The 12700-nt window shown below is 33.0% G+C and carries 8 protein-coding genes and 1 pseudogene; all 9 read right to left on the reverse strand.

Annotation, left to right across the window (positions count from 1 at the left end):
- Positions 1-2 precede the first annotated feature (2 nt).
- On the reverse strand, positions 3-2645 hold the full coding sequence (locus tag BK054_RS14220) for a DNA gyrase/topoisomerase IV subunit A (RefSeq protein WP_071307389.1): 2643 nt from the start codon (positions 2643-2645) through the stop codon (positions 3-5).
- 4 nt (positions 2646-2649) lie between these two features.
- Positions 2650-4500, reverse strand: coding sequence for a DNA topoisomerase IV subunit B (locus BK054_RS14225; RefSeq protein ID WP_006265332.1), 1851 nt, complete (start codon positions 4498-4500; stop codon positions 2650-2652).
- Positions 4501-4576: 76 nt separating this feature from the next.
- A complete protein-coding gene (locus tag BK054_RS14230; protein ID WP_006265333.1) occupies positions 4577-5497 on the reverse strand; it encodes a YihY/virulence factor BrkB family protein in 921 nt (306 codons plus the stop codon).
- 228 nt (positions 5498-5725) lie between these two features.
- The gene (gene ychF, locus BK054_RS14235) at positions 5726-6820 is read right to left on the reverse strand and encodes a redox-regulated ATPase YchF (RefSeq protein ID WP_006265334.1); all 1095 of its coding nucleotides are present in this window, start codon (positions 6818-6820) and stop codon (positions 5726-5728) included.
- A 280-nt stretch (positions 6821-7100) separates the two neighbouring features.
- Positions 7101-7394, reverse strand: a pseudogene (locus BK054_RS14240) (hypothetical protein); the annotation flags it as partial.
- Between the two features lie 94 nt (positions 7395-7488).
- Positions 7489-8463 (reverse strand): deoxyhypusine synthase family protein, encoded by a 975-nt coding sequence (locus BK054_RS14245; RefSeq protein WP_006258808.1) that lies wholly within the window; start codon positions 8461-8463, stop codon positions 7489-7491.
- Positions 8464-8502: 39 nt separating this feature from the next.
- Entirely contained in the window at positions 8503-9900 is a 1398-nt protein-coding gene (locus BK054_RS14250; protein ID WP_006258807.1) for a decarboxylase, read from the reverse strand.
- 374 nt (positions 9901-10274) lie between these two features.
- Complete coding sequence (aroB, locus tag BK054_RS14255; protein ID WP_006265335.1) at positions 10275-11342, reverse strand: 3-dehydroquinate synthase; 1068 nt, start codon at positions 11340-11342, stop codon at positions 10275-10277.
- A gap of 186 nt (positions 11343-11528) precedes the next feature.
- Complete coding sequence (locus tag BK054_RS14260; protein ID WP_316928373.1) at positions 11529-11960, reverse strand: arginase family protein; 432 nt, start codon at positions 11958-11960, stop codon at positions 11529-11531.
- Positions 11961-12700: the final 740 nt, after the last annotated feature.

Consider the following 12700-nt stretch of genomic DNA (forward strand, 5'->3'; position numbering starts at 1 on the left):
ATTTAAAAAAGTAATGTTTGTTGTCCATCATCATCTACTTCAGTATTTGGACCTTCTCCCAAAATAATTTCCTCCTCCTCCTCTTCTTCTTCCTCTTCTTCTACATAAGGCAAGGATTCTAAGATATTAACTTGTTTTATCTTATCTATAGACACTTGATTACCTAAAGCTTTTATTCCTTTAATAGTTATAAATTGCTCTACATCAATTGTTTGGATTTCTTTTTGTATTCCTTTTACTTTAGAGAATACAACTTCAAACACAGGTCTAAAATCAGTTGATATTATTTCTAATCTTGAATTAGGGTGTTCTGTAATAAATAACTCTTCTCTATTTTCGTTTTCAATAATAAAGCGTTTTAAGTAGTAACGAGCTTTTTCCCCATCAAAATATAAAGCAGAAATAGGTTTGTTTTCTTTCCATTTTTCAAGAACTATCATATCTTCCTCAAAGTGAGTTGTTAGTTCAGGAACAATAGTTTTTACTTTACCACTCTGATTTATAATCAATAAACGGTCTTCAGGCTTAAATTCACCTAGTAACTCTCCTCTACCATCTACATTTAATCTTTTAACAGTTTCATCAAACCATATTTTGCGAGGACGTAACGTAGATATACCTTTCTCTTTTAATTCTATCTTTTTAATTGCATATTTAGTAACCACGTTACCTTTTGCAGCTCTTCCTTTAATTAATAATTCTGCAAAGTCTAAATCAAACTTAAGCTTTTTAACATTAGTCAACTGTCTTAATAAGATAGTAACTACTTCTGCTTCTCCATTGGGATTTGCAGAGAAATAAAGTACTTGTGAACCAGGTTTATCTTGTGTCAGAGGATACATCTTGTCACGAGTTACTCCTGTTACATTAAAACGTTTGATATAAGAAGATCCTGACTTACCATCTCTATAAATCAAATTATAGATAGTACGCTTATCGTTTTTATCCCAAACAGCGATGTGTATAATATCCTTTCCAACGAATTTCTTCTCGTCTACTCGAGATACCATCATAGAACCGTCTCTTAAGAATACAATAACATCATCTATATCAGAACAGTCACATACATACTCATCTTTTCGAAGACCAGTACCAAAGAAACCTTCCTCTCTATTTACATAAAGTTTAGTATTTCTAAGAACTACCTTAGTTGCCTCAATGGTATCAAAGCTTCTTAATTCTGTAAGACGCTCTTTACCTTTACCATATTTCTCTTTAAGAGTAGTAAAGTATTTTATAGCGAAATCTATTAAGTGTTCTAAATTGTATTTTACAGCTTCTATTTCACCTTCAAGAGCTTCGATATTTTGATTTGCTTTATCAATATCAAAACGAGAAATACGCTTAATACGTATCTCTGTTAATCTAATGATATCTTCTTGAGTAATAGCACGTTTAAGGTTAACAACAAAAGGCTTTAATCCTTCATCAATAGCTGTTAATACTCCTTCCCAAGTTTCTTCTTCCTCAATCGCACGGTAAATACGATTCTCAATAAAGATTCTTTCAAGAGAAAGGAAGTGCCACTTCTCTTCTAATTCATTAAGCTCTATTTCTAATTCTCTTCTCAATAATTCTACTGTCTGATGAGTAGAATTCTTAAGCATCTCCGAAACTCCTGTAAACAGAGGTTTATTATTCTGGATAACACAACCTAATGGTGCTATAGATGTCTCACATGCTGTAAAAGCATATAAAGCATCTATTGTTTTATCTGGTGAAGTTCCTGCAGGTAAGTGAATTAATATTTCAACTTGTGCCGCAGTATTGTCTTCTATTTTCTTAATCTTAATTTTACCCTTCTCATTCGCTTTTAAAATACTATCTATTAAGCTGGTAGTAGTAGTAGAAAAAGGAATCTCCGTAATAATTAAAGTATTCTTATCTAAGGGTGCTATTTTAGCACGTACACGAACACGCCCTCCACGAGCACCATCATTATAATTAGACACATCAGCAATTCCTTCTGTTGGGAAATCTGGGTAAATAGTAAAAGGTTTTCCTTTTAAGATTTTAATAGATGCATCTATCAACTCATTAAAGTTGTGTGGTAGTATTTTTGTAGATAGACCTACTGCAATACCTTCACCTCCTTGAGCCAATAATAAAGGGAATTTTACAGGTAGATTAATAGGTTCATTCTTTCTACCATCGTATGATGCCTGCCAGTTTGTTATTTTAGGAGAATATAATACCTCTAAAGCGAACTTGCTCAAACGTGCCTCAATATAACGAGAAGCTGCCGCACCATCCCCTGTTAGGATATTACCCCAGTTACCTTGCATATCAATAAGAAGATCCTTCTGTCCTATCTGAACCAAGGCATCACCAATACTCGCGTCACCGTGAGGGTGATACTGCATAGTATGTCCTACGATATTAGCTACCTTGTTATAACGACCATCATCCAACTCTTTCATAGAGTGCATAATACGTCTCTGAACAGGTTTAAAACCATCTTCTATAGCAGGTACAGCACGTTCTAAGATAACATAAGAAGCATAGTCAAGGAACCAATCCTTGTACATACCAGTTACCTTAGTGATAGTCTCCGTTACTTCTTCTTGAACATCAGAAAAATCTTCTATAGGATGCTCATTATTTATATTGTTTAACTCTTGATCTAAATTCTCTTCTTGGCTCATAATATTATTCTACAACATCAAGTTCTACTTTAAGATTATCTATGATAAATTCTTGTCTATCTGGAGTATTTTTACCCATATAGAACTCTAACATTTTATCTATAGACATTGACTTATCTAACATTACAGGATCTAATCGTATATCTTCCCCTATAAAATACTGAAATTCATCAGGAGAAATCTCTCCTAACCCTTTGAATCGAGTAATCTCTGGTTTAGGTTTTAATTTCTCAATAGCGTTTATACGTTCTTCTTCACTATAACAGTAAATAGTTTCTTTCTTATTTCTCACCCTAAATAAAGGTGTCTGCAAGATGTATAAATGCCCTTCTTTAATTAATTCTGGGAAGAACTGTAAAAAGAAAGTAATTAATAACAATCGAATATGCATACCATCCACATCGGCATCAGTAGCTATCACGATATTGTTATATCTTAAGTTCTCAAAGTCATCTTCTATATCTAATGCTGCCTGTAGTAAGTTAAACTCTTCATTCTCATACACGATTTTCTTCGTCATTCCATAAGAGTTCAGAGGCTTACCTCTTAAACTAAATACAGCTTGTGTATTAACATTTCTTGATTTGGTAATAGAACCAGAAGCAGAGTCTCCCTCTGTAATAAACAAAGTACTGTCTAAATACAATGGATTCTTTATATCTGTTAAGTGTACTCTACAGTCTCTTAGTTTTCTATTGTGTAAACTAGCTTTTTTAGCGCGTTCTTTAGCTATCTTTCTAATTCCAGATAACTCTTTGCGCTCTTTTTCTGCTTGTAGTATTTTCTTTAATAGCGCATCAGCGATATCAGGATTCTTATGTAAATAGTTATCTAACTGTGTCTTCACAAAATCATTGACAAAAGTACGTACCGTAGGTAGATCTGGTCCCATATCAGTAGATCCAAGCTTTGTCTTCGTTTGAGATTCAAATACAGGCTCTTCTACTTTTACAGCTACTGCGGCTACAATAGACTTTCTAATATCAGAAGCATCGAAGTTTTTATTATAAAACTCTTTAAGTGTTCTTACTAACGCTTCTCTAAATGCGGCTAAGTGAGTCCCCCCTTGAGTAGTATTCTGCCCGTTTACGAAAGAGTAGTATTCCTCAGAATATTGGCTTTTACTATGCGTTAATGCTACCTCGATATCATCACCTGATAAGTGAATGATTGGATACACTTGATCTTCTTCCGTAATATTTTCTAAAAGAAGATCCTTAAGTCCATTCTCAGAAAAGAATTTTTCGCCATTAAACATTACTGTCAATCCTTTATTAAGGTAACAGTAGTTCTTTAGCATACGCTCTATATACTCCTTACGGTATTTATAGTTCTTAAAGATTGCTTCATCAGCTACGAAAGATACTTTAGTTCCCTTACGTCTAGTAGTTTCTACTAATTCCTCTTCTGTTACTAAATCTCCTGCAGAGAATTCAGCCCCTTTTAATTGTCCATCACGTACAGACTCTACGCGGAAGTAGTTAGATAAAGCATTTACTGCTTTGGTACCCACCCCGTTTAGACCTACTGATTTCTTGAATGCCTTAGAATCGTATTTACCCCCAGTGTTCATTTTAGATACTACATCTACTACTTTACCTAAGGGAATACCACGTCCGTAATCACGTACAGTGACAAGCTTATCTTTGAGTGTAACCTCAATAGTCTTACCTGTCCCCATCACGAATTCATCTATACTGTTGTCTATAACCTCTTTAATTAGAATGTAGATACCATCGTCAGGAGAAGAACCATCTCCTAATTTTCCGATATACATACCAGGACGCATACGAATATGTTCCTTCCAGTCTAACGAACGAATATTATCTTCGGTATATTGATTTTGATCTTGCATAAAAACGTAGGAATTTGCGCTAATTTACTACTAATTAGCTTAAAATAAAAATTGTGAAATAACAGTTTTTTAGGATTTAATCCTCTGATGACTTTTTGATAACATTCTTCTCTATCTCAATGGAATAAGGCCCTGGTACTATTTTTCTGCCATATAAGATAGCATAATTTTTTGTAAACTCAGCACCGAAATAGAGGATCATCGCCGAATAGTATACCCATATCAACATAACTGTCACAGAACCAGCTGCTCCATAAAGTGATGATGAGGCCGTATTACCTAAATACCAACCTATTCCGAACTTCCCTATCATAAATAATACAGCTGTAAAACCTGCTCCTATAAAGGCATCTTTCCATCTCAACTTACCATTAGGTAAAGTCATGAAGATAAGCACAAATAGAATAGTTATTATTAAAAAGACCACCGCATTATTAAGTAATTTTACTAAACTAAGTGTCTCTTCGCCAAAGAAATTACCTAAATAACTATACAGAAGACTTACAATTGAATTGATCATTAGACTCACTAATAAGACAAATCCAACAGATCCTATCATAGCGAAAGAAAGCAACCTGTTTTTAACCAATCTAGCGATACTTTTGTCAGGTTTGGCTGCTAAGCCCCAGATATAGTTTATAGAGCTCTGTATCTCTGCAAAAACCCCTGAAGCACTAAATAATAAAATACCTACACCAATAATAGTAGTGATATAACCACTTTTTCTATTTAACTGCACATTGCTCATCGCATTCTGTATCTCAGTAGTTGTATTTGGCCCTACTAGATCTCTTAATTGATCATAAAAGAAGTTAGCTACCTCTTGTTCCTCAAAAATAAATCCACTAGCAGATATAATCAATAACATTAAGGGAGGTAAAGCAAAAATGGTATAATAAGACAATGCTGCACTAAACTTCATAGCATTATCATCTAAGAAGTCAAATACGGATTGTTTAAACAATAAGATTACTTTTTTAAAACCACTATTCTGCATAGTTAGACTATTATTAATAGATTAAGATACTAATATTTTTTAAACTTAAAGACTATTTAACTTCTAAACCACTGATTTTAAAGTCAAATGTAACAATAAGACTAATTACCTTATTGCTACTACAAAATTCTATAAAATTTTAACAATTCCTAATTTACTTTTACTAAAAATATTAGCAAAAAAAAGAGAAGCTAATTAGCTTCTCTTTTTTCTTTCCTATTTGATAGATTACACGTTAAAACGGAAATGCATTACATCTCCATCCTTTACGATATATTCTTTTCCTTCTACTCTTAGTTTTCCAGCTTCTTTTACTTTAGCTTCAGAACCATAAGTTACATAATCATCATATCCTATTACTTCTGCACGGATAAATCCTTTTTCGAAGTCACTGTGGATTACTCCAGCTGCTTTAGGAGCAGTATCACCTACTTTAATAGTCCAAGCTCTTACTTCTTTTACTCCAGCTGTGAAGTATGTTTGTAAGTTTAATAATTTATAAGCTGAACGAATTAATTTAGATACACCTGGCTCGTCTAATCCCAAGTCTTCTAAGAACATTTGTCTTTCTTCGAAAGTCTCTAGTTCCATAATGTCAGCCTCAGTTCCTACAGCTAATACGATTACTTCTGCGTTTTCGTCTTTTACTAGCTCTTTTACTTTTACTACATAATCATTTCCTGATACAGCAGCTCCCTCATCTACATTACATACGTATAATACAGGTTTTGTAGTGATTAATTGGAAGTCTTCTAATAACTCTTCCTCATCTACATTTTTAGGCTCTACTACACGAGCAGATTTACCTTCTAATAGCGTTACTCTAATTCTTTCTAATAAATCAGCTTCTACTTGAGCTTCTTTATTTCCAGTCTTAGCTGCTTTTTTTACTTTCTCTAATCTCTTCTCTACAGTTTCAAGGTCTTTTAACTGTAATTCGATATCGATAGTTTCTTTATCTCTGATAGGATTTACATTCCCATCTACGTGAATGATATTATCATTGTCAAAACAACGTAAAACGTGAATAATAGCATTACACTCTCTAATATTTCCTAAGAATTGGTTTCCTAAACCTTCTCCTTTACTTGCTCCTTTTACTAACCCAGCAATATCTACAATCTCAACAGTAGCAGGTAATACACGCTCTGGTACTACTAACTCTTCTAATTTAGACAATCTTGGATCTGGTACATTCACAACCCCAATATTCGGTTCTATTGTACAAAATGGGAAGTTAGCACTCTGCGCCTTTGCATTAGATAAACAATTGAATAATGTTGATTTACCTACATTTGGCAATCCTACTATACCTGCTTTCATATTTTAAAATATATTGTGAATTTTTAATCGTTTGCAAATATATTGAAAATTATAGAAGTTCATAGTCTTTAAGGAAGTTTACATAAAATTAAAAACCAAATACAGCATATCTAGAATAATAAAAGTTATAAGAATAGAAAGCTTTAGATAATCATAAACAAAAAACATCTTTTAGATCATAGATTATTGATGTTTATTAAGCTAGATTGAAAAGTAAATATATTACAATAAAAAAGCCACTCGCTAGGAGTGGCTTTTCTATATTTAGATTATTTTGTTAATCTTCATCGTCAGCAATTTCTAAGTCTTTTAGTGCATCTAATGAATCTTCTGGAGCTTCTACGAAATCCTCTTCATCCTCATCGAAGTTTTCAATTCTATCTGCTAACTTAGTACTTACTTTTACCAGGTATATAGTATCCTCAGTTCTAACTTCCACTGCTTCTACAGTTTCGTTCTTTACGTTTTTAAAACGTATAATGTCTGCATCATCATACCCGTCAGGAAATTTTTCAACCAATAATGTCAAAATTTCGTTCGTTAACTTTGCGTAATCAACAATTACTCTTTTCATTCTTTGTTCTTGCTTTATTTCAGTTTCAAATGTAATAGCTAAATTGTAAACTACAAATAAAATATCACATTTATTTACTGCGAAAAATTAAAAATTAATTACCAAGAATATATGCAAAAATTAATGGCGCAACAATCGTAGCATCTGACTCAACAATGAACTTAGGTGTGTCGATATCTAATTTACCCCATGTAATTTTTTCGTTAGGAACTGCTCCTGAATATGATCCGTAAGATGTAGTAGAATCAGAGATTTGGCAGAAGTATGACCAGAAAGGTACATCTTCCCACTCTAAGTCTTGGTACATCATTGGAACTACACAGATAGGGAAATCTCCAGAGATACCTCCTCCGATTTGGAAGAATCCTACTCCGTGTCCTCCTGAGTTAGCTCTATACCACTCTGTTAAGTAGATCATGTACTCGATACCTGTTTTTACAGTGTGTACATTTAATTTTCCTTTGATTACGTTTGAAGTAAAGATGTTACCACAAGTTGAATCTTCCCATCCTGGACATACGATTGGAATATTCTTCTCTGCTGCTGCAACAATCCAAGAATCTTTAGGGTCGATTTCGTAGTATTGCTCTAATACACCTGAGTTAACGATTTGGTATAAGAATTCGTGTGGGAAATAACGTTTTCCTTCAGCTTCAGCTGCATGCCATACGTCTTCTAAGTGTTTTTGTAAACGACGGAATGCTTCCTCTTCTGGAATACAAGTGTCAGTTACACGGTTATAGTGGTTATCTAATAACTCTCTCTCTTGCTCTGGAGTCAAATCTCTATAATTTGGTACTCTTTTGTAGTGAGAGTGAGCAACCAAGTTCATCACGTCCTCTTCTAAGTTAGCTCCTGTACAAGAAATGATTTGTACTTTATCTTGACGAATCATCTCTGCTAAAGAAATTCCTAACTCAGCAGTACTCATCGCACCACCCATAGAGATTAACATTTTTCCTCCAGCGTCTAAGTGTGCTTCATATCCTTTTGCAGCATCCACTAACGCAGCAGCGTTAAAGTGTCTATAGTTATGCTCAATAAACTGACTAATTGGTCCTTTACTCATTTTATTTTTACTTTTTATATTAATAATTTCTTTTAATTCTTATTTGTTATATCCTAAGATATCTAATACTTGCTCTGCAGTCTGTTGTTCAGAGAATAACTCTGTAGCAATAATTCCATTCTCATCCTTATCGATTAAGATATGTTTTGGTTGTGGAATTAAGCAGTGGTGAATACCTCCAAATCCTCCGATCTGATCTTGATAAGCACCTGTATTAAAGAACCCAATATACAAAGGTTTTTCCTTATTAAACTTAGGCAAATAGATTGCGTTTAAGTTTTGCTCTGAGTTATAGTAATCATCACTATCACAAGTCAATCCCCCTAACAATATACGCTCATAAGTATCATTCCATCTATTGATAGGTAACATGATAAAACGTTTATTGATAGCCCAAGAGTCTGGTAGAGTAGTAATGAATGATGAGTCGATCATATTCCATTTCTCTCTATCATTTTGTTGCTTTTGGTATAAGATTTCATAGATAGCTCCTCCACTCTCACCTACAGTATACGAACCAAATTCTGTAAAGATATTAGGTACATCCACTTCAGCTTCCTCACATACTATCTTGATTTGATTGATGATTTCGTCTACCATATATTGGTAATCAAATTCAAAAGCTAATGAATCTTTAATAGGGAATCCTCCTCCGATATTTAAACTATCTAATGTAGGACATTCTTTCTTTAAAGTGATATAAACTTTCAAACATTTTACTAATTCATTCCAGTAATACGCAGTATCTCTAATACCTGTATTGATGAAGAAGTGAAGCATCTTAAGCTCTACCTTAGGATTCTCAGCGATTTGTTTTCTGTAGAATGGTAAGATACTCTTGTACCCTATTCCTAAACGTGATGTATAAAATTCAAACTTTGGAGATTCTTCAGAAGCAATACGAATACCGATTTTAAACTTCTTGTTGATTTGTTCTTGTAATAGATCAAGCTCCTCATAGTTATCAATAATAGGAATAGTATTCTCGTGTTTATTATTGATTAGATTTGCGATATTATCAATGTATTGTGCACGTTTAAAACCGTTACATAATACAAATGTATCTTTGTTGATCTTACCAGTCTCTAATAAATTCTCTACAATGTTTACGTCAAAAGCAGAAGATGTCTCCACATGGATATCATTCTTGAATGCTTCATTAAGTACATAAGAGAAGTGAGAACTTTTAGTACAGTAGCAGTAGTAATAGTTTGCTTTGTACTTATTCTTTTCCATCGCTTTTCTAAAGATAGTCTTTACATTGCTAATGTTCTCAGAGATTTTAGGTAAGTAAGTGAATTTTAATGGTGTTCCGTATTTTTCAACTAACCCCATTAAATCAATATTGTGAAATTGAAGATTATCTTTGTTTAATTTGAATTCTTCTTGAGGAAAATAAAAAGTTTGGTTGATTAAGTCAACATATTTTGTGTTCATGTCTTTTTCTTTTAATAATGGTTAAAAAAATTCTTTCTCAATTAACTTGATTGTCTTGCATCTAAATTAGTCAATTATTATCGGACTAGATAGTTATGTCTTCATAAAAACAATCAAAATTAAACTACATTGATTTTCAAACTCGAATATTGGCAAATACTATTGGCAACTTATCTCTGAATCTAAACGAATTAAGAGCCTCCTTAGAATACTTGATAATGCCATATACATAATTGGCCTTTTGTCTGATGACAAAACGCCTTACTTTGTGCCTTGCAGACACACAGAATCTAATATATAAAACATCTATTTTCACGACCGCAAATGTAACAAAATATTGGAATGAAAAAGGAAAAAGTAATTGTTTTTGAACCTTAATTCAAATAAGCCTCTAACCCCCTTACTACTAACTCTTTGCTCACTTCTATATCATAGATAGCAGAGCCTATTTTATCTAATAATACACAACGGATATTACCACCGTAGTTCTTTTTATCAAACTTCAACCATTCTAAGGAATTTTCGATGTCTTCACTTGACAGTTCTACAACGCCGTATATTGTGTGTATTGTTTCTTTTATATCTAAATATTCTACCTCTGTTAAATAGCCCAATTCTTTAGAAATATAAGCCTCCGCTACCATACCTAGTGCAACAGCTTCTCCATGAAGTAACGTCTCTTTCTCTTCATTCATTAGATAGTAACTCTCTACAGCATGACCTACCGTATGTCCAAAGTTTAAAATCTTGCGAAGACCATGTTCTTTTGGATCCTGAGTTACTACCGTATTTTTAATGGTTACTGAATGATGAATAAGCGTTTCTAAATCATTAAAATCAACATTCGCGATATCCTTAAGATACGCATAATATTTGGCATCAAATATCAAGCCGTGCTTTAACATTTCAGCATATCCAGCCTTAATTTGCCTAGCCTCTAAAGTTTCTAAGTAATTTACATCGATGATCAGCATCTTAGGCATAGCGAATGCCCCTATACAGTTCTTGATACCATTTAAGTCCACTCCTGTCTTTCCTCCCACAGAAGCATCTACCATGGCTAATAATGAAGTAGGAATGTTGATAAAGTCTATTCCACGCATAAATATAGAAGCGATAAAACCTCCCATATCTGTAATCACCCCACCTCCTACAGTGATAATGATACTCTTGCGATCTCCTCCTAGTTCTAACATAGTCTGGATCACACCAGCACAAGTATCTAATACTTTATTCTCCTCACCTGCTTCTACCTCTATTATTTCGAAGGGCACATCTGTAGGCAAGTTACTTAAAAAATAAGGCAAACAGTGTTCATAACAATTAGAATCCGTCAAGATAAAAAGCTTACTATAGCCATTGTTATTTAAATATGAACCTAAATGTTCGTATCCTTCTTGTCCGAATAAAATATCGTAATGCTCTGTTGTTATGTTTTCCATTTTATATTATTTATGCTATACAAAATAAAGTATAAATATTTGAAATATGAGTGCTAAAAACCTTTTTTAACGAATTACTATTAATCAAATTTTAAAATATCTATTCTAAGAAAAAAACAGCCTTTAAATTAAGTATAATATAATTAAGAAAAGTGCTTGTTAATCAATAATCAACAATCCCTTTTCTTATAGAGATACTCCTATAATATCTCTTACATTTTCAATAAACTCTTTAGTATAAATACCTAAAGGATCTAAGTCTGGATCAAGTATCGCAATCTCCAATCCCACACATCTTTTATCCTGAACCAAAGGTATAAGTATTTCTTTTAACTCCCTATAGCTCAACCCATCTTCTTGTCTACAGTCTACCGCAGGCATTATCTTATCGTTTAGGACATCTACATCTAAATGAATAAAGTATCCCTCTAAATCATACTCTTCAGCGCGCATCAAAAAATCTGATACAACTCTCTTTATTCCATAACTTCTTAATTTAGACAAAGGGTAGTAAACAGCCTTAGACTCTTTTATAGGCTTTTCATATTCTTCGTCATACTCTCTATTCCCTACACAAAACACGTATTCTTCTTCAATATAAGGTTTGTTGTTTTGAATATTAGTAAGACGTTCATGACCAGTATAATACCAATTCTACCTCCTACACCCTCTTTTGTCCTATCTGTTTTTTTACTACCTTTGCCTACAGTAAAGGCATTGACTCAATGGCTATTATTGAGAATATTCTTCTATTCAAAGTCTGGTACATCTCACCAAAAAGAAAGCACAAATCACAGCTTTCAAAATCTCAACTTTAAAATTTTAACAAGTTTTTTAACATCGTAAATTCACTGCGAATCGAGTATTCATGCGGTCTCCGTTGTGGTTTGTTCGGAAGGTGTTCGGAAAACACCCCCTTTTTCCGAACACTTTGCAAAGAACTTCCGAACAACGTCCAAACAACCTTCCCGAAAGCCTTGCTGTCACTAGCTTTACCACGTGCTTAGATACGCTAAAAAAAGTCTAAATGTTAATATTTTTAACAACTGTGATTTGTCCTGTTTTTAGAATTTATAGTGGTTGCAATATTCTCATAATGAGATAATTATGGCCTATTAATTTTACTAGGCATACCTAATTAAAACTAATATGTAGGCTTCCTTGGATCTTTATTGATAAATATGTTTGATTTTTTAGAGATTCTCTTCACAGATATACTAACAAAAACATGTTCTATTTCATGTCCTAAAGTTTATTTCCTAATTCTTTAGATGTATATTATTTTTCCTTAATCATTATAACCATAATATACACTTGATGTATTTTAATTTTTTGATAATAGTTTATTAAATAAAAAA

This window comes from Myroides sp. ZB35, from assembly GCF_001865835.1.
GTDB classification, from domain to species: domain Bacteria; phylum Bacteroidota; class Bacteroidia; order Flavobacteriales; family Flavobacteriaceae; genus Flavobacterium; species Flavobacterium odoratimimum.

Coding starts and splice junctions, on each gene's coding strand:
- BK054_RS14230 (WP_006265333.1), bottom strand. CDS start 5,497: ATGCAGAATAGTGGTTTTAAAAAAGTAATCTTATTGTTTAAACAATCC.
- BK054_RS14250 (WP_006258807.1), bottom strand. CDS start 9,900: ATGAACACAAAATATGTTGACTTAATCAACCAAACTTTTTATTTTCCT.
- ychF (WP_006265334.1), bottom strand. CDS start 6,820: ATGAAAGCAGGTATAGTAGGATTGCCAAATGTAGGTAAATCAACATTA.
- BK054_RS14245 (WP_006258808.1), bottom strand. CDS start 8,463: ATGAGTAAAGGACCAATTAGTCAGTTTATTGAGCATAACTATAGACAC.
- BK054_RS14220 (WP_071307389.1), bottom strand. CDS start 2,645: ATGAGCCAAGAAGAGAATTTAGATCAAGAGTTAAACAATATAAATAAT.
- aroB (WP_006265335.1), bottom strand. CDS start 11,342: ATGGAAAACATAACAACAGAGCATTACGATATTTTATTCGGACAAGAA.
- BK054_RS14225 (WP_006265332.1), bottom strand. CDS start 4,500: ATGCAAGATCAAAATCAATATACCGAAGATAATATTCGTTCGTTAGAC.